The organism is Luteococcus japonicus (assembly GCF_003752415.1).
In the GTDB taxonomy this organism is placed as follows: Bacteria; Actinomycetota; Actinomycetes; order Propionibacteriales; family Propionibacteriaceae; genus Luteococcus; species Luteococcus japonicus.
In genome coordinates this window covers 2,773,371-2,794,546 of record NZ_RKHG01000001.1, presented here as the reverse complement: position 1 = coordinate 2,794,546, position 21,176 = coordinate 2,773,371, and the positions used below count along the sequence as shown (strand labels likewise).

General features: G+C 68.0%; 21 protein-coding genes, 1 tRNA gene and 1 riboswitch. Of the genes, 7 read left to right on the top strand and 15 right to left on the bottom strand.

Translation table 11 applies throughout. From position 1 onward, the window contains the following. Window positions 1-52 precede the first annotated feature (52 nt). Window positions 53-1,066 carry an FAD:protein FMN transferase gene (locus EDD41_RS13240; RefSeq protein WP_170165384.1) on the top strand — a complete coding sequence of 338 codons (1,014 nt, stop codon included), beginning with the start codon at window positions 53-55 and terminating at the stop codon, window positions 1,064-1,066. 7 nt (window positions 1,067-1,073) lie between these two features. Here EDD41_RS13240 and EDD41_RS13235 read toward each other — a convergent pair whose 3' ends face one another. The 3 genes from EDD41_RS13235 to EDD41_RS13225 form a co-directional block, all read right to left on the bottom strand. Next, complete coding sequence (locus EDD41_RS13235; protein ID WP_123576226.1) at window positions 1,074-1,424, bottom strand: DUF2271 domain-containing protein; 351 nt, start codon at window positions 1,422-1,424, stop codon at window positions 1,074-1,076. 9 nt (window positions 1,425-1,433) lie between these two features. Beyond that, window positions 1,434-1,664 carry a hypothetical protein gene (locus EDD41_RS13230; RefSeq protein WP_123576225.1) on the bottom strand — a complete coding sequence of 77 codons (231 nt, stop codon included), beginning with the start codon at window positions 1,662-1,664 and terminating at the stop codon, window positions 1,434-1,436. 166 nt (window positions 1,665-1,830) lie between these two features. Continuing rightward, window positions 1,831-2,247 (bottom strand): SRPBCC family protein, encoded by a 417-nt coding sequence (locus EDD41_RS13225; RefSeq protein WP_094765034.1) that lies wholly within the window; start codon window positions 2,245-2,247, stop codon window positions 1,831-1,833. 215 nt (window positions 2,248-2,462) lie between these two features. On the opposite strand from EDD41_RS13225, the gene EDD41_RS13220 reads away from it, so the two are divergent. Further along, entirely contained in the window at window positions 2,463-3,422 is a 960-nt protein-coding gene (locus tag EDD41_RS13220) for a hypothetical protein (RefSeq protein WP_148060569.1), read from the top strand. 28 nt (window positions 3,423-3,450) lie between these two features. On the opposite strand, the gene ypfJ is transcribed toward EDD41_RS13220, so the two are convergent. Then, window positions 3,451-4,335, bottom strand: a complete 885-nt coding sequence (gene ypfJ, locus EDD41_RS13215; RefSeq protein ID WP_123576223.1) for a KPN_02809 family neutral zinc metallopeptidase — start codon at window positions 4,333-4,335, stop codon at window positions 3,451-3,453. 190 nt (window positions 4,336-4,525) lie between these two features. On the opposite strand from ypfJ, the gene EDD41_RS13210 reads away from it, so the two are divergent. Next, window positions 4,526-5,221 carry an NUDIX hydrolase gene (locus tag EDD41_RS13210; RefSeq protein WP_094765031.1) on the top strand — a complete coding sequence of 232 codons (696 nt, stop codon included), beginning with the start codon at window positions 4,526-4,528 and terminating at the stop codon, window positions 5,219-5,221. A 221-nt stretch (window positions 5,222-5,442) separates the two neighbouring features. Here the strand turns inward: EDD41_RS13210 and EDD41_RS13205 are convergent, their stop codons facing one another. From EDD41_RS13205 to mfd, 9 genes are all read right to left on the bottom strand, one after another. Further along, complete coding sequence (locus tag EDD41_RS13205; protein ID WP_123576222.1) at window positions 5,443-6,276, bottom strand: Bax inhibitor-1/YccA family protein; 834 nt, start codon at window positions 6,274-6,276, stop codon at window positions 5,443-5,445. Window positions 6,277-6,576: 300 nt separating this feature from the next. Continuing rightward, a tRNA-Leu gene (locus tag EDD41_RS13200) sits at window positions 6,577-6,650 on the bottom strand. 13 nt (window positions 6,651-6,663) lie between these two features. Next, the gene (locus tag EDD41_RS13195) at window positions 6,664-7,575 is read right to left on the bottom strand and encodes a Ppx/GppA phosphatase family protein (RefSeq protein WP_094765029.1); all 912 of its coding nucleotides are present in this window, start codon (window positions 7,573-7,575) and stop codon (window positions 6,664-6,666) included. After that, entirely contained in the window at window positions 7,575-8,141 is a 567-nt protein-coding gene (locus EDD41_RS13190; RefSeq protein WP_425454336.1) for a DUF501 domain-containing protein, read from the bottom strand. Before EDD41_RS13190 ends, EDD41_RS13195 begins: the two co-directional genes overlap by 1 nt. A 13-nt stretch (window positions 8,142-8,154) precedes the next feature. Continuing rightward, window positions 8,155-8,856 carry an FtsB family cell division protein gene (locus tag EDD41_RS13185; RefSeq protein WP_123576221.1) on the bottom strand — a complete coding sequence of 234 codons (702 nt, stop codon included), beginning with the start codon at window positions 8,854-8,856 and terminating at the stop codon, window positions 8,155-8,157. Window positions 8,857-8,886: 30 nt separating this feature from the next. After that, window positions 8,887-10,170 carry a phosphopyruvate hydratase gene (gene eno / locus EDD41_RS13180; protein ID WP_123576220.1) on the bottom strand — a complete coding sequence of 428 codons (1,284 nt, stop codon included), beginning with the start codon at window positions 10,168-10,170 and terminating at the stop codon, window positions 8,887-8,889. A gap of 124 nt (window positions 10,171-10,294) precedes the next feature. After that, a complete protein-coding gene (locus EDD41_RS13175) occupies window positions 10,295-10,921 on the bottom strand; it encodes a nucleoside triphosphate pyrophosphohydrolase (protein WP_370597005.1) in 627 nt (208 codons plus the stop codon). Between the two features lie 44 nt (window positions 10,922-10,965). After that, complete coding sequence (locus EDD41_RS13170; RefSeq protein WP_094765025.1) at window positions 10,966-11,493, bottom strand: hypothetical protein; 528 nt, start codon at window positions 11,491-11,493, stop codon at window positions 10,966-10,968. A gap of 52 nt (window positions 11,494-11,545) precedes the next feature. After that, complete coding sequence (gene mfd, locus EDD41_RS13165; RefSeq protein WP_123576219.1) at window positions 11,546-15,148, bottom strand: transcription-repair coupling factor; 3,603 nt, start codon at window positions 15,146-15,148, stop codon at window positions 11,546-11,548. Window positions 15,149-15,253: 105 nt separating this feature from the next. Between mfd and EDD41_RS13160 the strand changes: the two genes are divergently transcribed. The 3 genes from EDD41_RS13160 (at window position 15,254) to EDD41_RS13155 (ending at window position 17,588) form a co-directional block, all read left to right on the top strand. Beyond that, window positions 15,254-16,618 carry a glucose-6-phosphate dehydrogenase gene (locus tag EDD41_RS13160; RefSeq protein ID WP_123576218.1) on the top strand — a complete coding sequence of 455 codons (1,365 nt, stop codon included), beginning with the start codon at window positions 15,254-15,256 and terminating at the stop codon, window positions 16,616-16,618. Between the two features lie 293 nt (window positions 16,619-16,911). After that, window positions 16,912-17,166 carry a P-loop NTPase family protein gene (locus EDD41_RS16625; RefSeq protein WP_148060568.1) on the top strand — a complete coding sequence of 85 codons (255 nt, stop codon included), beginning with the start codon at window positions 16,912-16,914 and terminating at the stop codon, window positions 17,164-17,166. A gap of 104 nt (window positions 17,167-17,270) precedes the next feature. Beyond that, entirely contained in the window at window positions 17,271-17,588 is a 318-nt protein-coding gene (locus tag EDD41_RS13155; protein WP_123576217.1) for a hypothetical protein, read from the top strand. 198 nt (window positions 17,589-17,786) lie between these two features. On the opposite strand, the gene pth is transcribed toward EDD41_RS13155, so the two are convergent. Together pth and EDD41_RS13145 are read right to left on the bottom strand one after the other, a co-directional pair. Beyond that, on the bottom strand, window positions 17,787-18,386 hold the full coding sequence (gene pth / locus EDD41_RS13150) for an aminoacyl-tRNA hydrolase (protein ID WP_123576216.1): 600 nt from the start codon (window positions 18,384-18,386) through the stop codon (window positions 17,787-17,789). Continuing rightward, window positions 18,383-19,012 carry a 50S ribosomal protein L25/general stress protein Ctc gene (locus EDD41_RS13145; RefSeq protein WP_123576215.1) on the bottom strand — a complete coding sequence of 210 codons (630 nt, stop codon included), beginning with the start codon at window positions 19,010-19,012 and terminating at the stop codon, window positions 18,383-18,385. The genes pth and EDD41_RS13145 overlap by 4 nt, the downstream gene beginning before the upstream one ends. A gap of 291 nt (window positions 19,013-19,303) precedes the next feature. Beyond that, window positions 19,304-19,478: riboswitch (cobalamin riboswitch) on the bottom strand. A gap of 48 nt (window positions 19,479-19,526) precedes the next feature. Between EDD41_RS13145 and EDD41_RS13140 the strand changes: the two genes are divergently transcribed. Next, window positions 19,527-21,173 carry a DNA repair helicase XPB gene (locus EDD41_RS13140; protein WP_123577118.1) on the top strand — a complete coding sequence of 549 codons (1,647 nt, stop codon included), beginning with the start codon at window positions 19,527-19,529 and terminating at the stop codon, window positions 21,171-21,173. Window positions 21,174-21,176: the final 3 nt, after the last annotated feature.

Genomic DNA, 21,176 nt, shown 5'->3' with positions numbered 1-21,176 from the left:
CAGGCACAGTCCGGGCACGGGTTCGCCCACAGCGTCAGGAACACTGTCTGCCATGGACGACCTCGACCTGCCTGAGCTGCCTCCCTTCGCGGAGGGGCGCTACCACCCCCTGCTGGGTACCGACGTGAGGATCCAGGTCTGGGCCGACGACCAGGCAACCGCCCAAGCCGCAGAGCAGGCGGCGCTGGCCGAGATGGTCCGGCTGCAGGACATCTTCTCCATCTTCGAGCCCACCTCGGAACTCAGCCGGTGGCGACGTGGCGAGATCCAGCACGCCAGCGAGGACCTGCTGGCGGCGCTGCGCGAGGCCCGTCAATGGTTCGTGGAGGGCGACGGCACCTTCCATCCTGCTTCCAGGCCCCTGCAGGAGCGGTGGCGGCGCGCCGCCTCGGAAGGCGTCCTGCCGGACCGTGCCGAGATGCAGGGGATGGCCGACCGGCTGCAGGAACTGCCGTGGCGAAAGGACCCCCTCACTGGGAGCGAGGAACAGGTGGGTGACTGCAGCAGTGCCGACCTCAATGCCTTCGTGAAGGGCTGGATCGTCGACCGCGCGGTGGAGGTGGCCATCAATCCCCCGCACGAGGCGGAGCGAGTGGGGGTGAATGCCGGCGGAGACCTGCGCCACCACGGGAGCGGCACATGGCGGGTGGGGGTCGAGGACCCCCTGCACCCGTCGGACAACCGCGCGAACCGGCTCTGCATGGTCGGCCTGTCCAATGCCGCCATGGCCACCAGCGGCTTCGCCCGTCGGGGCTTCCGGGTGGGTGAGCGGTGGTTCGGACATGTGATCGACCCGCGCACGGGCTGGCCGGTGCAGCACCTGGCGCAGGTGAGCATCGTGACCCCGGACGCCGGGAGCGCAGATGCTCTGGCCACCATCTGTGGGGTGCTCGCCATCGAGGAGTCGCTGGCCCTCATCGAGGGAAGGGAAGGGTGCGAGTGCCTGCTGGTCGACGCCACGGGCGGCCAGCATCCCTCGTCGGGATGGGCCACCCTGACCCTCGACGAGCTCGGGAACGTAGGGGCGTCACGCGGGGCAGGTGAGGGCGACACGCGGGGGTGGTGAGGCCCGCTCAGGCGGTGTACTTCACGTGCACCGTGCTGAGCTCCCCGGAAATTCCCAGGTCGGCGTCGATGGCGGCGCTGCCCAGCGTCTGCTTGCCGGCCACCACCACCTCGTTGCCGTGTTCGACTGCCGCCTCGACGCAGGAGTTGTAGGTGCCCGCCTCGACGCGCTTGCCGGAGGTGTCCGTGCAGTCCCAGGTGCAGTCATAGCTGCCGGCCGGCTTGGTGCCCTCCGTCGTGGTGTCGCTGCCACCGCCGGCCGCGTACCAGGCGGTCAACGAGTTCAGCCACCGGTCCTGGCCTCCGGCCAGGTGACACAGCATCAGCGTCTTGACCAGGTTTCCGTCGGAGTCCTCCACCCAGATCGCTTAGTACGGGTTCTTGACCATCCCACCGCCGCTTGAGGCGTAGGTGAAGCTCACGGTGGCCGTCGCGGTGCTGGGCAGGCTGCCGGAGGTGGTGTTGCCGGCACTGGCCGAGGCGGTCGGCGTCGCGGCGGTGGAGTCATTGGCACAGGCCGCCAGGCCCGTCAGCGCCGCCAGGGAGACCCCTCCGAGGAAGGCGCGGCGCGAAACCTGCGAATAGCGTGAGTTGCTCATGGAAGTTCCCGATCCTGTGTGCTGCCGCAGCAGCTGTTGAGGTTGTACACCGGGGAAAACTAGGAGCCGATCCTGTCCGTGGCCTGTGCGGCCGCTGTCGGCGGTCCATGAACCGACAAAGGCCGGGAGCCGCCACGAGGGTGACTCCCGGCCGAGAGTGATTGGTTCAGAGCGCGTCGTCGGCGATGCGGTCCAGAGCCTTGGTCCAGCGGTCAGAGAGCCACTCGCGATCCGCATCTACGGGCAGCTTGTCGTGGACGATCTCCAGCTTGGTCGTGTTGTCATCCACGGGAGCGAGTTCGAGATCCACGATGGTGGCGGGGGCGTCCTGGTCACGGTGCCAGCTGAAGCGGATCTGTTCCTTGGCATGGAAGCTACGGGTCACCCCGTGCGTTCCGTCATCGGCCTGCCACCCCTGACCCTTGGTGCCGAGCTTGCCACCAGGGCCGAGGAGGGCTTCGGTGCCCTCGTCTGTGAGCAGTACCTTCCACACGTCATCGATCGGATGGGACACCTGCCGGCTCACACGGACGGCGGTGTCCATTGTCGCCTCGGGCGCCTCGCTGGGGATCTGGTCAGACATGTCGGGACCTCTTTCTTGCTGTCGCAGCAACGTCGAGAATCCACCGCCCCCGGTCTTGGGAGCCGGTGTATCGAGAGCCTAGCCCCGTCCATGCAGGGAAGGAAGGGAAATGCGAGAGGCCGTGAACAATGTCACCGGACCTCCTTGAAATTGGATTCACAAGGTCAAATGGTGTGCGCCTGACTGGTGGTACGGGCTCCGGGTAGTCTTGCCCGGTGACTCGTCAGGACAGGCTTCTCCGAGGCGCGGCCGGCATGGTGGCTGCGGCGCTGACGGGCACCGTCGTGGCCTGTTCCCCGGCCACTCCGAGCCCCTCCCCCAGCCCGTCGCCGAGCACCAGCACAAGCGCCTCCCCCAATGCAGACCTGACCCGCCCCGGTGCTGCCCGCAAGGCCGTCAACCAGCTCGTCAAGGCCGCTGACGGCCTCCCCGTGATCAAGGTGGACCTCAGTGCCACCCAGGCCACCCTCAGCGCCCTGAAGGACGACAAGGTGCTGGCCTGGCACTGGCAGGACGGTGTCGTGACGCCCGTCGAGAGCGACATCGCCTACATCGAACAGGCCACCTTCAAGCCGGTCGACTACGACTTGGACGACCTGGGCGAGACCTTCGAGGAGGCGGCACGGATCTCCGGCTCGGCGCACAACCAGCAATTGCAGATCGTCGAGTACGACCACGGCGAGGTCGTGATGACGGTCACCACCCGGCCCGAGTCCATGCCCGCCTTCTTCCGCGCCGACGGCACCCCCATCAACAGGCTCGACTTCGGCACCGCTCGTGGCTTCACCGAGGCGATCGCCGATGCGACCTCCGGCAGCCAACGCGTGCTGGCGATGGGCTGGGAGACCGAGAGCGGCTTCTGGGCGGACACCCCGGGCAAGGAGGACGGTGTCATCACCCGCCGCACGCGCCAGGCACGGGTCCCGGCCTGGCAGTCCGACCGCAAGGCCAACTCCCACGGCCCCACCTTCCCCCCGGCGATGGTCGACGCCGATGTGCTGGCCCAACTGGTCCGCACCCTGCCCGAAAGCACCGGTCGTCCCGGTGCGGACGTCAGCTTCGAGATCGCGCGCAAGCACCAGATGGCGCTGCCGGTCATCACCTTCGACGTAGGCGGCCAGAAGGTGGTGACCACGCTCTCCGGGACCCAGATCACCGACTCCGTCGGCGGGTGACCCGGCCGTCGTGACCTGTCCTGGGTTCTCAGGCCTCCAGGTCCTGCGCGGTGAAGGCGGTGGAACAGATCTGCGGGTTGCCCGAGGTGAAGCCCTTGCCCACCCAGTTCTGGCGCATCGTGGCCGAACCGTGGGTCCAGCTCTCCGGGTTCACCTGGCCGGAGGTGCTTTCCTGGATGCGGTCATCGCCCACCGCGGCGGCGGCGTCGACGATCCGGTTCAGGTCATCCTGGGTGACGCCGGAGACGATGGCGTCCTGCCCGGAGGCGGCATTCTTGAACCACACACCGGCGTAGCAGTCGGCCTGGAGCTCAGAGCGAACGGCCATCGACGTGGGGCCGGTCTGGTTGCCCGCCGACTGGGCCTTCTGCAGCTGGCCGGTGATGTTGGAGATGTGGTGGCCGTACTCGTGGGCCAGGATGTAGGCTTCCGCCGCGTCGCCGCCCTGGGCGCCGAGCTGCTGCAACAGCTGGTCCGCGAAGGCCGTGTCGATGTAGACCTGCTGGTCCGCCGGGCAGTAGAAGGGCCCCACCTGCGAGGAGGCCGCACCGCAGGCGGTGTTCACGCGACCACTGAAAGGAACCGTCTGGGCCATCTTGTACTGGCCCTGCTGGAACTGCGTGGCCCAGTAACTGTTGATGGAGTTCACATAGGCCACCCAGCGGCACTCGCGATTGGTCTGGACGTCCGCGCCGGTCTTGCACTCGGCGTACTGGTTGCTACCCGAGGCCGACTGGTTCGTGCTGTCGGTGGTTGCTCCTCCCAGAACGTCGCTGGGATTGAAGCCGAAGATCAGGCCCAGGATCATGATGATCAGGCCCAGGCCACCACCGATGGCCACGCCACCGCCGCCACCGCTGCCCGACGGGGACATCTGCGAGCTGTCCAGCGTCGCATTCTCATTGAACTGCATCGTTGCCCTTCCCTAGGCTCTGCCGGCACGACGGCACCCGTCCGTCACGACCCCACCAGAGTACCGAACCGGCACTGCCCGGGTGCGCGGACGCCCGGGGCATCGCTCACGGCTTGGCCAGCCGTCCTCGGGAGCAGTCGGGGCGGGGTGGCAACTGGGGTCCACGCGTGGCAGATGCCACAATGGATCAATGCGCATCATTGGGATCGGTTCACCGGGAACCGGGGAGCTGGTGCGCCTCCATGTCGACCACGGACAGCATCCCCACCAGCAGTTGTGGCGCCGAGGTCTGGTGATCACGGACCTGCTCAGCGCTCGCCTGGAGGAGTGCGAGGTGGTGCTGACGGCCCGTGTCCAGCCGCGCACCCCGTCCTCGCGTCCGCCACGGATCAAGCACCGCGGCGTTGACCCCGACCTGGTGATCGCCCCCGGCGAGCAGCCCGTCCCCAACCAGCGGCTGGCCGCCTATGCTGTCGTCCGCTCCAGCCGTGGCGTCCTGGGCACAGAGTGCAGTGACAAGACCGCCGTGCCCGGCCTGTGGCAGCTGCCTGGCGGCGGACTCAACCCCGGTGAGTCCCCGTCGGAGGCCCTGATCCGCGAGGTCGCCGAAGAGACTGGCCAGGAGGTCCGGATCAACCGCCTGATCGACCTGCAGAGCGACCACTGGGTGGGACGCGCCCCCAATGGCGTGCTGGAGGACTTCCACGCGCTGCGGATCATCTACACCGCCACCTGTCTGGAGCCCACCACCCCCAGCGTGATCGACATCGACGGCACCACCTCGCGTGCCGCCTGGGTTCCGCTTCGCAGCTGGCGCTCGCTGCCCTGGACCTCGGGCGCGAGGTCCCTGCTGGACAAGCACCTGGACTCCGTCCCCACATGGTGAGAGGCCGACGCTTCCACATCGGCGCTGCGTTCGTCACGCCGTCCGGCGGTTCCCGGGGGCCCGATCCCCACGTAGCTTGACCTTGGAGTACCCAGCTTGGGATGTCCGACACGCTGGGTACTGCAATACCAAGCTACGTGGGATCCGAGCCGGAGCAGGCTCCCGACGGGAACGATGATGGCCCGCACCCCGGTGGGGGCGCGGGCCATCGCTTCGTCAGGTCAGCGACGGAAGTAGCTGAGCAGACGCAGGATCTCGGTGTATAGCCACACCATGGTGACCGTGATGCCGAAGGCGGCGCGCCAGGCCTCGGACTTCGGGGCATTCATCGCGATGCCGCGCTCGATGTCGTCGAAGTCGATCAGCAGGTTGAAGACCGCCAGACCGGCGCCCAGGAGGGCGGCAACCAGACCGATGGCACCAGAGCGGAAGCCCATGTTGATGCCGGCCAGGGAGAGCAGGAAGTTCACCAGCATCACGCCGGCGAAGGCCGCGGTGGTGATGAAGACCATCCGGCGCATCTTGTTGCTGACCCGGATGTTGAAGAACTTGTAGGCGGCCAGCACACAGCCGGCGGCGGCGAAGGTACCCATCACGGCCTGCGTGACGATGCCGGGATAGGAGGCCTCGAACATGAAGCTGAAGGCGCCGATGAAGATGCCCTCGATCACGGAGTAGGCCAAGACCATCGCCGGGCTGACCTTCTTGCGAAAGCTGACCAGCAGCACCGTCACGAAGCCCACCAGGCCGCTGAGCACCAGTGCGCCGTAGGTGGTGGTCTGCACCTGTGGCCAGGCCAGCGTGCCCAGGTACAAGAAGGTGGCGGCCGCGGCGGCCACCAGGGTCAGCATGGTGACCCCGGTCTTGCCGATCACGTCATCCAGCGTCATCGGGGGCTCGATGGTGCCCTGCGGAGCCTGGAACTGCTGCGGAGCCTGTCCGTAGGGGGCGTAGCCCTGCTGGCCCCACTGCTGCTGGCCGTACTGGAGCTGCGCGTGGCCCTGCTGGGCGCGCGGGGTGAACGCGTCGGGGCGGGAAAGGATCGGGTTTGCCATGGTGGCTGGTTCCTCCTGGTCAGGGGCGTGCCTTCAGTGTATGCAACGACGCCACCACTCCCCCGCATTCCACGGTTGCCCCTGACCCAACCCTGGGTCACACGTCCAAGGGGTTGTCACCTGCTTCCTGACACGAGCGCAGTTGCGAGCCAGCGAGCAGCGGTGCGCGCGAGTGCCGCGGGGGTTCAAGGGGGTCGTCCCCCTCTCCTGACACGAGCGCAGCTGCGAGCCAGCGAGCAGCGGTGCGCACGAGTGCCGCGGGGGTTCAAGGGGGTCGTCCCCCTTGCCGGATGGCGAGAGCACCCCCGATGGGATTCGAACCCACACTGTGGCGGGTTTAAGCCGCCTGCCTCTGCCGGTTGGGCTACGGGGGCCCGATCTCCGAGTCTAGGACAGGAGCACTTGCGCGAGGGCGTCGAGGATGTCGGACTCACTGACCACCATCGGCTCGCCCACGCGTTCGGCGATCCGGGCCAGCACCAGCGCGCCACCGCAGATCACCTCGGCGCGCTTGACCGGCAGGCAGGTCGTGGCCTCGATCCGCGCCACCGGCGTGGCCAGCAGGTCCTGTGCCAGCTGCCTCATCTCGTCGGGCTGCAGGGTCGAGCCGTGCACCCTCTCTCGCTGGTACTCGGCCAGCCCCTGGTGGATGGCGGACAGGCTCGTCGCGGTTCCGGCAACACCGATGAAGCGGCGCACCGAGCCGAATTCGACCTCACTGGACTCCAGCAGTCCGTCGATGAAGGACGTCGCGCCAGCCACCTCTTCGGCCGAGGGCGGGTCGGAGTGCAGGAAGCGTTCCCGCAGGCGCACCGAGCCGACGTCCAGGCTGATGGCATCGGCGATCTCTCCCCCGCGACCACCGACGATGAGTTCCGTGGAACCGCCGCCGATGTCGATCACCAGCACGGGCTCCGCATCCGGGGCGACTCCCGACAGGGCGCCGCTGAAGCTCAGCCGGGCCTCCTCATCGCCGGGAATCACCTCAGGGTCGATGCCCAGCCTCTCGCGGATGCCGGCGAAGAAGAGTTCCCGGTTGTGGGCGTCACGTGCGGCGGAGGTGGCCACGAATCGAATCCGCTCGCAGCCAAAGCCGCGGATGACCTCGGCGAAGGAGTCCACGGCGGTGAAGGTGCGCTGTAGGGCCTCCGGGTGGAACTCCCCCGTCGCGTCCACGCCCTGCCCCAGCCGGACCAGCTCCAAGCGACGGTCCAGCTCCACCATCCGGCCGTCCGGACCGGACTCAGCCACCAGCAGACGGATGGAATTGGTGCCGCAGTCGATGGCGGCGACGCGCATCAGTGGCCCTCGACAGGCTCGGGCGACGTGGAGAGCTCGGGCGACGTGGAGGACGCGTCGGGCGACGGGGAGTCCTGCAGGCAGGGGCGGGTCCAGAAATCGCCCAGCTTGGCCACGGCCTCGTCGCCCAGCGGGTTGACTCCCGGACCGGCCGCCAGCGAATGCCCCACCAGCACGTGCAGGCACTTGACGCGGGTGGGCATGCCGCCGGCGCTGATCCCGTCGATCTCGGGCACCTCGCCCAACCGGGCCCGATCGGCCAGGTAGGCCTCGTGGGCACCCCGGTAGGCGGCGGCCAGCTCCTCGTCGTCCAGCAGGCGCTGGCTCATCTCCGCCATCAGACCCGAGGCCTCCAGCGTCGAGCAGGCCGAGGTCGCGCGAGGGCAGGTCAGGTAATAGGTGGTGGGGAAGGGAGTGCCGTCGGGCAGCCGAGGCTCGGTGGCCACGACACCGGGCTTGCCACAAGGACAGCGCCAGGCGACCCCGGCGACGCCGCGAGGCATCCGGCCGAGCTGTTCATGGATGGCCTGCTCGTCGGAGGTGCTCATCGGTTCAAGGATTGCCATCAGTTCGCTTCTTCTATCGCTTCTTCGTCGGGGTGGGCTTGGGGGTGGGTGTGGGAGACGGACTCTCGGAGCCCTCCACCGTGATCACGGGATCGGTCTTCTCGTCGGCCACCAGTGGCTCGTCGGCGGTGGCGACGGATCCGTTCAGGCGATCCCACCAGGCCGTCGCGTGCTCTCCCTCGGGAACGGTACTGGTGGAGGTGATGCTCACTCCCCCGCCCAGGGGCTTGCCGTTCGCGTCGACGACGCGGTAGCCGACCTCTCCCGGCACCACCCAGCCGAGACGCTCGCGCGCCTGCGCCTTGATGAATTCCGGGTTCCGCCACCGGTCGATCTCGTCGGCCAGCTCCGCATTGGCCACGGTGCGCTCCGCGATCTGCTGCTGGGCCAGGGCCAGATCACGTTCCTGGCGCAGGTAGACCCGCAGGCTGGAGGCGAAACTCAGCAGCAGGATTGCGCACACCACCAGCAGCACGATGGCCCGACGGGTGAAACCCACCCCACGGATCAGACGGGGTACCGAGGCCACGGCCGCCGTGGCGGCCTCGACATTCTCCGGGCGCACCAGACGCTGCGTACTGCGCCCGCCTCGTTCGGCCGCCCGGGCCGCGGTCCTGGCCCTGGGCGAGTCGGCGGAACGGTTCCGGGCAGACGCAACGGCCCGGGTACGCGGCGTACCGCGACCCGGACCGTTGTGTGTGGGCTTGTTGACCATCTACCCAGTGTTACAGGTCCGAACCAGTGCTCAGGCCTTGAAACGCGGGAAGGCGGAGGCGCCGGCGTACACCGCGGCGTCGTCCAGGTCCTCCTCGATGCGCAGCAGCTGGTTGTACTTGGCCACGCGCTCGGAGCGAGCCGGGGCGCCCGACTTGATCTGGCCACAGCCCAGGGCAACGGCCAGGTCCGCGATCGTGACGTCCTCGGTCTCGCCGGAACGGTGCGACATCATCGAACGGAAGCCGGCGCGGTGTGCCATGGTGACGGCGTCGATCGTCTCGGTCAGCGAGCCGATCTGGTTCACCTTGACCAGCAGGGCGTTGGCGGCGTTCTCGTCGATGCCACGCTGCAGGCGCTCGACATTGGTGACGAACAGGTCGTCGCCGACCAGCTGCACCTTGTCGCCCATCTGCTCGGTCATCTTCTTCCAGCCTTCCCAGTCCTCCTCGTTCAGCGGGTCCTCGATGGACACCAGCGGGAAGGCCTCGACCAGCTCGGCGTAGTAGGCAACCATCTCGTCGGCCGACTTCTTGCCGCCCTCGAAGTTGTAGGTGCCGTCCTCGTTGTAGAACTCACTGGCGGCGACGTCCAGGGCCAGGGCGATCTCCTTGCCGGGCTCGAAGCCTGCCTTCTTGATGGCCTCGACGATCAGCTCCAGCGCGGCGCGGTTGCTCTCCAGGTTGGGGGCGAAACCGCCCTCGTCACCCAGGCCGGTGGCCAGGCCCTTCTCCTTCAGGACGCCCTTCAGGGCGTGGTAGACCTGCGCACCCTGCTGCAGGGCCTCCTTGAAGCTCGTGGCGCCGATGGGGGCGATCATGAACTCCTGGATGTCGACATTGCTGTCGGCGTGCGAGCCACCGTTGAGGATGTTCATCATCGGGACGGGCAGGATGTTGGCGGTGGGGCCGCCCAGGTAGCGGTACAGGGGCAGGCCGGCCGACTCGGCAGCGGCGTGCGCGACGGCCAGGGAGACACCCAGGATCGCGTTGGCGCCCAGCTTGGCCTTGTTGTCCGTGCCGTCCAGCTCGAGCATGGCCTGGTCCAGCAGGCGCTGCTCCGAGGCCTCGAAGCCCAGGACCTCTTCGCCGATGCTCTCGACGACGTTCTCGACGGCCTTCAGCACGCCCTTGCCGTCGTAGCGGCCCTTGTCGCCGTCACGCAGCTCGACGGCCTCGAAGGCGCCGGTGGAGGCACCCGAGGGCACGGCGGCGCGACCCTCAGCGCCGTCGTCCAGGATGACCTGCACCTCGACCGTGGGGTTACCGCGGGAGTCCAGGATTTCCCGGGCGTCAATGAATTCGATGGTTGCCATCTGATGTGCCTTTCGCAAGATGGAAATGTTCCACTGTCAGCCTAGCGGGCCGCCCAGCCCACAAAGGCCGCGGCCCCGAATTGCCCCACCCAGTTCGGATGTTGGTCACCCGTTGGACACCCATTCACTCCGCGGCACGGACCGCTTCCTCGAAGGCCCGCACGGCATCGCGGGTGGCCTGGTCTGCGTCGACGCCGCTGGCCTGCGCCCGCTGGACCAGCGCGAGGACCTGACGCCCCAGCTCGTCGGCCGTGATCGGCTCGTCAGCCATCGGCACCTCGACACCATGGCTGCGCACCCGGGAAGTGACCTTGGTGGCACGCGCGAGAGCGGACAGGTGCTCCGGGATCCCCTGCAGGGATGAGGTGCGGCCCTTCTCGGCCCGTTTGCGCGCCTCCCACGAGGTCATCAGGTCCTGCGGGATGTCGGCATCGGTGAAGACATAGGGATGGCGACGCACCAACTTCTCGGTGATGCCACCGGCAACCTCGGCGATGCCGAAGCGGCCCTCCTGGCGAGCAATCTCCGCGTGGAAGACCACTTGGAGGAGCAGATCCCCCAGCTCTTCCACGAGGTCCGTGTCATCCCCCGTCTCGATGGCATCCAGCACCTCTCCGGTCTCCTCCACCAGATAGGTGGCAAGACTCCGGTGGGTCTGCTCTGCATCCCACGGACACCCGACCCGCAGCTGGCGCATCACGTCGAGCAGGCGTACGAGGGCCTCGACGGGCCCTTCGACAGGCTCGGCCACCGTGGGGTGCTGCTCGGGGTCCGGGGTGGGGACGGGGATCATGCTCAGGCCCCGGTACCCAGCACCTTGCCCTGACTCAGGTCCTGCATGGACAGCGAACCCGAACCGCCGGTGAAGGTGCCGCGGGAGGCGTCCCATGCGCCGAAGGCGGGGTTGACCTGCACGTCCAGCCTGCCAAGGCCGTCGGCCAGCTTCTTGGCACCGAGCTTCTCCGAGATGGCGGCGTAATTGGCGAAGCCGGTGATGGCCTTGCCGCACTCCGCGTCGGCCAGCAGCGGACGTCCCTGCAGCTTGTCCAGGGAGGCGCCCTGCATGGCGGGCGTCACCTCGACACCGGTGGTCCTGGCCAGCTCGTCCGAGAGCTCACCGGCCAGCAGCATGCGGCCGATCTCGCCACGGATGACGGCGGGCTGCTGCTCGATGAGCGTGGCGCAGGCCGCCGCGGAATCGTCGACCTGCTGCATCAAGACATCGCTGCCGTTGACCTCGAAGGCGGTGCCACCCGACGGGGTGCTGCACCCGGCGACCAGGGCGAGCGCTGCCACCGAAACTGCCACGCGAGACGACTTCATCTGATTTCCTTCCGGGAGGCCCTGCCGCAGGCCATGGGCTGTCAGGGGGAGTCTAGCGGGCGGCCGTGACCGGCTCGCCCGCTGCCGGCGGCTTCGCATCGAAGATGTCCACGAGCACCCGCGTCGCCCACTCCAGCAGGTCATGCCCGGTCAGGGGCTGGCCCAGGACGGGCGCGGTCGTGGGCCGCGGAATCAGCACGAACCCGGCCTGGTGCTTGATCACACTGCCCGGGTGCAGGCGCCCAAGCCGCAGCTGGCGGGAATCGGGAAGATTCGCGGGGCTGAACCGGATGTTGTTGCCCTGCCCCACCACCTCCGTGACGCCCACGCTGCGGCACAGCAGACGGAAGCGCGCCACCTCCAGCAGAACCCGGGTGGGCCCCGGCAGCGGGCCGTAACGGTCCTCCAGCTCCGCGCGCACCTCGGCAATGTCCTCCTCGCTGCGCACCTCCGCCAGCCGCTTGTACATCTCCAACCGCAGCCGCTCGGACTCCACGTAGTCATTCGGCAGATTGGCGTCCACCGGCAGTTCGATCCGCATCTCCGGCTCGGGCTCGGCCTCGGGGCCACCCCGGAAGTCCGCGACCGCCTCCCCCACCAGCCGGATGTAGAGGTCGAAACCGACGTCGGCGATGTGGCCGGACTGCTCGCCGCCCAGCAGGTTTCCGGCGCCGCGGATCTCCAGGTCCTTCATGGCGATCTGCATGCCGGCCCCCAGGTCCGTGTGGGCGGCCATCGTCGCCAGCCGGTCATGGGCCGTCTCGGTCAGCGGCTTGTCCGGCGGGTACAGGAAGTAGGCATAGCCTCGCTCCCGGCCACGGCCCACGCGCCCGCGCAGCTGGTGCAGCTGGGACAGGCCCATCAGGTCTGCCCGCTCGATCAGCAAGGTATTGGCCGTGGAGATGTCGATGCCGGCCTCGACGATGGTGGTGGAGACCAGCACGTCGGCCTGCCGGTCCAGGAACTGCTGCATCACGTCTTCGAGCTGGTGCTCGTTCATCTGGCCGTGCGCCGTGACCACGCGCGCCTCGGGCACCAGTTCCCGCAGCCGGGCAGCGGTCTTCTCAATGGACTGCACCCGGTTGTGGACGTAGAAGACCTGGCCCTCACGCGCCAGCTCACGGCGGACGGCGGCAACCACCTGCGCCTCGTCATAAGGGCCTGCGAAGGTGAGCACCGGGTGACGTTCCTCTGGCGGCGTGGCGATGACGCTCATCTCCCGGATTCCGGTTATGGCCATCTCCAGGGTGCGCGGGATGGGGGTGGCGGACATTGCCAGCACGTCGACATTGAGCCGCAGCTTCTTCAACGACTCCTTGTGCTCGACGCCGAAACGCTGTTCCTCGTCGATGATCACCAGACCGAGGTCCTTGAACTGCACCTCCCCGCCGAAGAGCCGGTGCGTGCCCACCACGACGTCGACCTTGCCGGAGGCGACGCCCTCGATGACCGCCTTTGCCTCGGTGTCGGTCTGGAAACGCGACAATTGCGCGACGTTGACCGGGAATCCTGCATAGCGCTCACTGAAGGTGGCGTGGTGCTGGGTGACCAACAGCGTGGTGGGCACCAGCACCGCAACCTGCTTGCCGTCCTGCACCGCCTTGAATGCGGCCCGCACGGCGATCTCGGTCTTGCCGTAGCCCACGTCGCCACAGATCAGCCGGTCCATCGGGACCACCTGCTCCATGTCGTGCTTGACCTCCTGGATGCAGACCAGCTGGTCCGGGGTCTCGACGTAGTTGAAGGCGTCCTCCAGCTCGCGCTGCCAGGCGGTGTCTGGGCCGAAGGCGTGTCCACGGGTTGCCTGACGCGCCGCGTAGAGCTTGATCAGCTCCGCGGCAATCTGCTTGACGGCCTTGCGGGCACGGGACTTGCGCTTGTTCCAGTCCGCGCCACCCATCTTGTCCAGGGTCGGAGACTCACCACCGACGTATCGGGTGACCTGGTCGAGCTGGTCCATCGGGACGAAGAGCCGGTCACCCGGTTGACCCTTCTTGCTGGCCGCATACTCGATCACGAGGTACTCGCGAGTGGAGCCGGCAACGGTGCGCTGCATCATCTCCACATACCGCCCCACGCCGTGCTGTTCGTGCACCACGGGATCACCCGCCTTGAGCTCCAAGGGACTGATCTGGTTCTTGCGACGGCTCGGCATCCGGCGTTCGGACTTGTCGGCGGGCTTGTTGCCGGCCAGATCCCCCGTCGTGAACAGGCTCAGGCCCAGTCCGGGCACCCGGAATCCGTGCCGCTGGCTGGTGGGGATGATCGTCACGGTGCCCTTCTCGGGCGCCTCGACGAGGGCATCGGCGACGTGTGAGCCGATCTCGTGGTCCGTCAGGACCTCCGCCATCCGGCTGGCCAGCCCCTTGCCCTCGACGCTGAGCACGACGGCCTCACCCGATGCCACGGCCTGCCCGATCTCGGCAACTGCCCCCTCCGTGTCGCCCTTCCAATTCTCGGCGGCCTTCCAGGACAGGTTGCGACTGTCCACACCCGTCACCGTCAGCCCGGCAAGATCAACCCGCTGGCCGTCGTCGGCGAAGACCGGCCCCTGGTCGACAGGGGCGGCGCTGAAGCTCGACAGGCTCCACCAGGACTGGCCACGTTCCAAGGCATGGGCACGCACGTCCGCCAGACTCCAGTAGGCCGTCGCACCAAGATCAATCGGCGCCTTGCCGCCCGCCGCCGCGGCCGCCCAGGAGGCGTGCAGGAATTCCTGGCTGGTCTGCACCAGGTCATGCGCGCGGGTGCGCACCAGCTCCGGATCACTCACCAGCACCACCGTGTCCGTCGGCAGGACGTCCAACAGCAGCTCCAGTCCGTCCACCAGGGCCGGGGTCAGCGCCTCCATGCCCTCGACGGCATGTCCCTCGGCAATCTTGTCCAGCATCTCCACCAGCTCCGGGTGGTCCGGAACCAGGGCACGCGCCCGGGAACGCACGGTCTCGTCGAGCAGCAGTTCCCGGCAAGGGGAGGCGATCACCTCATCGCGGGTGCTGGGCATGGAGCGCTGGTCCGCGACGGTGAAGTGGCGGATCTCCTCCACCTGGTCACCGAAGAAGTCCACCCGCACCGGGTGTTCCTCGGTCGGCGGGAAGATGTCCACGATGCCACCACGCACCGCGAACTCGCCGCGGCGCTCCACAAGATCAACTCGGTGGTATGCGGCGCCCACCAAGGCGGCGGACAGCTCCGCAATGTCAACCTCCTCCCCCACTGCGATCCGCACCGGGGTGAGCTCGGCCAGGCCCTTGACCTGCGGCTGGAGCACAGAGCGCACGGGAGCGACCACGATCCGCGGCACACCGGCCGGATCATTGCCGGCCAGCCGACGCAGCACCGCCAGACGCCGGCCGACGGTGTCGGAACGGGGGCTGAGCCGTTCGTGCGGCAGGGTCTCCCAGGCCGGGTAGTAGGCCACCTCGTCGGCGCCCGTCCAGCTGCCCAGCTCCGCGACCAGCTGCTCCGCCTCGCGGTAGGTGGAGGTGACCAGCAGGACGGGCCGGCCGAGCCCACGCGAGAGGGTGGCGGTCAGCGCAGCCCGCGCAGCAGTAGGCGCGGTCAGGTCCAGAGTGGTCGTGGCCGTCGACTGTTCGATGGCCCGTGCCACGACGGGATCGGAGGCAAGCAGGTCGGTCAGGCCGGTCAGAGTCACCGGACAAATCTAGCCGCCCACCCAAGCCGCTGCCCGATTCGGCCCTCAGCGCGAGAATCGGGCGTGCGCTGACAGGGCCCGACGGGCTGACCTACAGTTTCGAGGGTGAGCAATCCAGCAAGCCTTGTCATTCTCGGCGCCTCGGGCGACCTGACCCACCGCCTCCTGCTTCCCGGCCTCGGGACCCTGCTGAAGCAGCATTCCCGGCCAGACCTGACCCTGGTCGGCGCCGCCTTCGATGAGATGGGCGACGAGAAGTGGAAGGAGGTGGTGCAGTCCGCGCTGTCCGAGAGCGGCTGCCCCCAGGGCAGGATCGACCAGATCCTGGCCACCACCCGCTACATCAAGATCGACGTCACCAATCCGGACGAGCTGAGGGCCCTGCTGGACTCCTGCCCCAGTGATCCGGTGCTCTACTTCGCGCTGCCGCCAGCCATCACCATGAGAGCCTGCGAGGCACTGGCGACGATGGAGGTGCCGCCCACGCTGCGCCTTGGCCTGGAGAAGCCCTTCGGCGCCGACGCCGAGACCGCCCACGAGCTCAACCAGCTGCTGACCCGGATCGTCCCGGAGCGGCAGATCTTCCGCGTCGACCACTTCCTGGGCAAGTCGACCGTCCTGAACCTGCTGGGCCTGCGCTTCGCGAACCGCCTGTTCGAACCCATCTGGAATGCGCAGAACATCGACCACGTGGTGATCGTGACCGACGAGACCCTCGCCCTGGAGGGCCGGGCCGGCTACTACGACAAGGCCGGCGCCATGAAGGACATGATCCAGAGCCACCTGCTGCTGGTGCTGGCGATGTTCGCGATGGAGGAGCCCGCCCGCGTCGACGAGCTGGAATTGCGTGACCTGATGGCGCATGTGCTGCGCGCCACCGAGCTGTGGAGCGGCGATCCGGTGGCCGATTCCCGGCGCGCCCGCTACACGGCTGGCCGGATCGGGCAGCGTGACGTGCCCAACTACGTCGATGAGGAGGGCGTCACCCCCGAGAACAAGACCGAGACGCTCGCCGAACTGAAGGTGCGGGTCAAGACCTCCCGTTGGGCCGATGTCCCGATCACCCTGCGTTCCGGCAAGGCGCTGGGTGATGCCCGCAATGGCATCACCGTGATCCTCAAGCCCGTCGGTCACCTGCCGGAGGGCTTCAAGAACACGCCCGCCCCGAATGTGATCAGCATCGGCATGAAGCCGGAGAACATTGCCGTGGGCATCACCACCAATGCCGAGGGTGACGTCCTTGATCTTGAGGACTCGGTGCTGTTCACCGAACTCGGCAGCAGCGCGGTGCGGCCCTATGGCGAAATTCTGGAGGGCATCCTTGACGGTGACCCGCTGCTCAGCGTGCGAGGCGACATTGCCGAGCAGTGCTGGCGGATCATCAGCCCCGTGCTGCAGGCCTGGCAGGACAACAAGGTCCCGATGGACGAGTACCGGGCCGGCTCCTCCGGCCCCGCGAACTGGATGTGAGCCTGCCCGCTCAGCTCCCCCTCCGGCCCCACCCATGACTGCGGTCACGGGTAGGGCCGACGCAATGGGTGACGCAGGCGGGATGTGACCCGCCAGCCGCCTGCGTAGCGCCGTGGTCAACCCCTGCACGAGGAGAAGACCATGGCCGTCACGCCCAACATCGCACCGCCGCTTGTCAGTGGCTTCGTCTTCCAGCAGTACAACCTGGTGCCACCCTGTCCGCCTACGAGACCATCGCCCTGCCGTGGCGGCTGGACCGAAAGCGCCCGGACCGAGAGCTGATCATGGACCGGATGGAGTCCATGGGCATCGCTGATCTAGCCAGCAAGCTGCCCATCACCCTGTCCGGTGGTGAACAGCAGCGCGTCGCCCGCGACCCGGGCCATTGCGTGCTGATGGTCACCCACGACCCGGTGGTGGCCCGCCGGTGCGACCGCGTCGCGTTCATGCGTCTGGCCGGCGCCAGTCCACCGCAGAGAGGGGCAGGCGCAAGGGAATGGTGGGACGCGTCATCTGGTGCCTGGTCATCGCTGCCCTGGTGGGACTGATCTTCTGGGCCACCCCCCACGGTGCGCACGATGGACGCTGAGAAGTTCGCCCTGCAGAGCGTCATGCAGGCCACCTTCTTCCTGATCCCCTGTTGGCAACCTTCATGGCCAAGGACTCTCCGGTCACGACGGGGCTACTGACGCGCGGCTGGACCAAGCTGGTGCCCGGCCGCAGCGGAACATGGCACCTGGCGCGCAACACGGTGCTGGGCAAGATGGACCGTCTCGAACGCACGGTGGCCCCCGTGATGGTCACGATGTCTCTGCTGTTCTCGATGATGTGTCTGGGCCAGTCCTTCCAGGCGACGCTGGAGGCCATGGAGGAGGGCGGGAGCTCGCCGGCAATGACCTGCCCGGCCTGCTGCTCCTGCTCGGTGCCCCTCTGGCGATCTCGGTGGCGGGTGGTCTGTCCGCCCTGCTGATGATGGCCCGGCAGCGGTCGCGGAACTGGCACTCGACGAGAGCCTGGGAGCGGCCCCTGCGCAGACCATGGTCTGGGTGGGCGTGGTGATCTGGGTCGCGACGACGGCCTGCACCGTGCTGCCCACGCTGGGCAGTCTGCGCACTCCCCCGCCGCGGGTCATTGCCCGCCTCGTCGCCGCCTGACCGACGGTCCGGGCTCAGGAGTTGTAACGGTTCTGAGCGGCCTCGAGGCCGTCCAGGACCAGCTTCTCCACGGCATCAGCGGCCCGGCCGACCTCGATCTCAAGATCAAGCTTGAGGCTGGAGGGGATGGGGGCCAGCACATAGTCGGCGGCCGCCTGCCGTCCCGGGGGACGCCCGATGCCGAAACGCACCCGGTGGAAGTCCCCGGTGGACAGGTGCTTGCGCAGGCTCTTCAGCCCGTTGTGACCGTTGTCGCCACCACCGATCTTGAGCCGGAGCTGGCCGAAGTCAAGATCAAGTTCGTCGTGGATGGCGATGACATTCGAGGGAGCCACCTTGTGGAATCCCGCGAGCTTGCCGACGGCCTGTCCGGACTCGTTCATGAAGGTGCGCGGCTTGACCAGCACGACCTTGTGGGCATCCAGCCCCGGAGCGCCCACCCCGGCGGAGCTGATCCGTGTCTCGACGACCTCGGCGCGCATCAGCCGAGGAGCCGACCAACTGGCCCGCGCACGGCGGGCCAGTTCGTCGACGACCATGAACCCGACATTGTGCCGGGTGTTGGAGTAGGTGGGGCCGGGATTTCCCAGCCCCACCACGAGCCAGCTGGTCACTCGCCCTCGGACTCGCCCTCAGCGGCGGCAACCTCGGCACCCGCGGTCTCGTCGCCCTCGGTGGCGCCCTCGTCGAGCTCTTCGGCGGCATTGATGCCGACGATCAGGGTCTCGGCGGCCTCACCGTGGAAGGTGGCGCCCTCGGGCAGGGTGATGTCGGCCACGCTGATCTGCGCACCGGCCTCCAGGCCCTCGATGGAGACCTCGATCTCGGTGGGGATGTTCATGGCGGAAACCTCGAGGGCCAGTGCGGTGAGGTCCTGGTTGACGGTGGTCTCGGAGGCGGCCTCGCCGGTCAGGACGATGGGCACCTCGACGGTGATCTTCTCGCCGCGCTTGACCAGCAGCAGGTCGACGTGCTCGATGAAGCCCTTGATCGGGTCGCGCTGGACCTGCTTGGGCAGGCACAGCTGCTCCTTCTCGCCAGCGATGTCCAGGCTCAGCAGCACGTTGGCGGTGCGCAGGGCCAGCAGGATGTCGTGGCCGGGCAGCGTCAGATGCTCGGGCTCCATGCCGTGGCCGTACAGCACGGCGGGCACCTTGTCAGCGCGACGGATGCGACGGGCAGCGCCCTTGCCGAACTCGGTGCGCTTCTCGGCGAAAATCTTCAGCTCATTGGTGGCCATTGCGGTCTTCCTCAACCTTCGTCTCTGGGACGTCCAGATCACGTAAACGCCCACGAGGGAGGAGACGAGCTCTCGCTCAGCACCACGTCGATCACGGCCCCGGAATACTCCGGTTCCCTCGCCAGGCAACAAGCCAAGGATAGGGCACCGGGCCCACTGCACACAAAGCAGCGGGCCCGGCCTGTGCCGTGACCTACTCCGAAACCTCGGTGATCAACTGCGCCGTGCTGGGTGGCGGGGGCCACCACCGTCGTGAACCATCCATCCTTGCCCAACAGCTCCTTCGGGTCCTTGCCGTACCTCGCGTTGGCAGGTTTTCGGACTCGGACTCCTCCGCTCGGGCGCCTTCCCCGCTCTCGCCAGTGGCACAGTGCCTTTGCGTCATCCTCACCGCTGCGCGTCAGTCCTGGATTCTCACCAGATTCCCCGCCCCCACAAGGGGTTTTCCAACATCATGGGAGTACCGGCCGGCAGGGTCTTCCCCGGTTTGGGAAGTGGGGGATACTGGCAGGCGATGAACAACCCCGGCCCCCTGATCGTCCAGTCCGACCGCACCCTGCTGCTGGAGGTGGACCACCCCGACGCGGATGCGTGCCGCGTCGAGATCGCCCCCTTCGCGGAGCTGGAGCGCGCCCCGGAGCATGTGCACACCTATCGGCTCACGCCCCTTGGCCTGTGGAATGCGCGCGCCGCCGGACACGACGCGGAGCAGGTCGTCGACGTCCTGATGCGTTTCTCCCGCTACCCCGTCGCGAGCTCCCTTCTGGTGGACATCACGGAGACGATGGGCCGCTACGGGCGGCTGCGACTGGAGAAGCACCCCACCCACGGCCTGGTGATGATCAGCACGGACAATGCTGTGCTGGTGGAGGTGCTGCGCTCGGCTAAGGTCAAGGGCCTGGTCGGGGCCCGGATCGACGACGAGAGCGTCATCGTGCACCCGTCGGAGCGCGGGAACCTGAAGCAGGTGCTGCTCAAGCTGGGCTGGCCGGCCGAGGACCTGGCCGGCTACGTCGACGGAGAGAAGCACGCCATCGACCTCGTCGAGGACGGGTGGGAACTGCGCCCCTACCAGCGGCAGGCGGCCGAGAGCTTCTGGAACGGCGGCTCCGGGGTGGTCGTGCTCCCCTGCGGTGCGGGCAAGACCATCGTCGGAGCCGATGCGATGGCCCTCGCGCAGGCCACCACCCTGATCTTGGTGACCAACACCGTCAGTGCGCGGCAGTGGCGCGACGAGCTGCTGCGCCGCACCACGCTGACCCCCGACGAAATCGGCGAGTACTCCGGCAGCCGCAAGGAGATCCGGCCGGTGACGATCGCCACCTATCAGGTGATCACGACCAAGCGTGGCGGGGTGCATCCCCACCTCGAGCTCTTCGACGCCCGCGACTGGGGCCTGGTGATCTACGACGAGGTGCACCTGTTGCCCGCGCCGGTCTTTCGGATGACGGCCCACCTGCAGGCCCGACGCAGGCTCGGGCTGACCGCCACCCTCGTCCGCGAGGACGGGAGGGAGGGAGACGTCTTCAGCCTGATCGGGCCCAAGCGTTACGACGCACCATGGAAGGACATCGAGGCGCAGGGCTGGATCGCGCCCGCCGACTGCGTGGAGGTGCGGGTCACGCTGGACGATTCCGAGCGCATGGCCGTCGCCACCGCGGAACCCGACGTGCGCTACCGGCTGGCCGCCACCAGCGAGAGCAAGACCCGGACCGTGCTGGACCTCGTCTCGCGACACCGGGGCCAGCCGACGCTGGTGATCGGGCAGTACGTGGACCAGCTGGAGGAGATTGCCCGGGAACTGGACGCGGAGCTGATCACGGGTTCCACGACGAACAAGCGGCGCGGCGAGATCTGCGACCGATTCCGGTCCGGGGAGGTCGACCTGATCGTCGTGAGCAAGGTGGCCAACTTCTCCATCGACCTGCCGACCGCACAGGTGGCGATCCAGGTCTCCGGCGCCTTCGGTTCCCGGCAGGAGGAGGCACAGCGCCTGGGCCGCCTGCTGCGCCCGAAGGACGGCGTGACGGCCCGCTTCTATGCCGTCGTCGCGCGAGACACACCCGACGCGGACTTCGCCCAGCACCGCCAGCGCTTCCTGGCAGAACAGGGTTACGCCTACCGGATTGTCGACGCCGAGGACCTCGACGATCTGGGCTGACGG

Coding starts and splice junctions, on each gene's coding strand:
- EDD41_RS13230 (WP_123576225.1), bottom strand. CDS start 1,664: ATGAGCAACTCACGCTATTCGCAGGTTTCGCGCCGCGCCTTCCTCGGA.
- EDD41_RS13155 (WP_123576217.1), top strand. CDS start 17,271: ATGGCCAAGGACTCTCCGGTCACGACGGGGCTACTGACGCGCGGCTGG.
- EDD41_RS13195 (WP_094765029.1), bottom strand. CDS start 7,575: ATGCGCGTCGCCGCCATCGACTGCGGCACCAATTCCATCCGTCTGCTG.
- EDD41_RS13170 (WP_094765025.1), bottom strand. CDS start 11,493: ATGAAGTCGTCTCGCGTGGCAGTTTCGGTGGCAGCGCTCGCCCTGGTC.
- EDD41_RS13145 (WP_123576215.1), bottom strand. CDS start 19,012: ATGGCCACCAATGAGCTGAAGATTTTCGCCGAGAAGCGCACCGAGTTC.
- EDD41_RS13190 (WP_425454336.1), bottom strand. CDS start 8,141: ATGGCAATCCTTGAACCGATGAGCACCTCCGACGAGCAGGCCATCCAT.
- EDD41_RS16625 (WP_148060568.1), top strand. CDS start 16,912: ATGGAGTCCATGGGCATCGCTGATCTAGCCAGCAAGCTGCCCATCACC.
- eno (WP_123576220.1), bottom strand. CDS start 10,170: ATGGCAACCATCGAATTCATTGACGCCCGGGAAATCCTGGACTCCCGC.
- EDD41_RS13240 (WP_170165384.1), top strand. CDS start 53: ATGGACGACCTCGACCTGCCTGAGCTGCCTCCCTTCGCGGAGGGGCGC.
- EDD41_RS13205 (WP_123576222.1), bottom strand. CDS start 6,276: ATGGCAAACCCGATCCTTTCCCGCCCCGACGCGTTCACCCCGCGCGCC.
- EDD41_RS13210 (WP_094765031.1), top strand. CDS start 4,526: ATGCGCATCATTGGGATCGGTTCACCGGGAACCGGGGAGCTGGTGCGC.
- EDD41_RS13225 (WP_094765034.1), bottom strand. CDS start 2,247: ATGTCTGACCAGATCCCCAGCGAGGCGCCCGAGGCGACAATGGACACC.
- EDD41_RS13140 (WP_123577118.1), top strand. CDS start 19,527: ATGAACAACCCCGGCCCCCTGATCGTCCAGTCCGACCGCACCCTGCTG.
- EDD41_RS13185 (WP_123576221.1), bottom strand. CDS start 8,856: ATGGTCAACAAGCCCACACACAACGGTCCGGGTCGCGGTACGCCGCGT.
- ypfJ (WP_123576223.1), bottom strand. CDS start 4,335: ATGCAGTTCAATGAGAATGCGACGCTGGACAGCTCGCAGATGTCCCCG.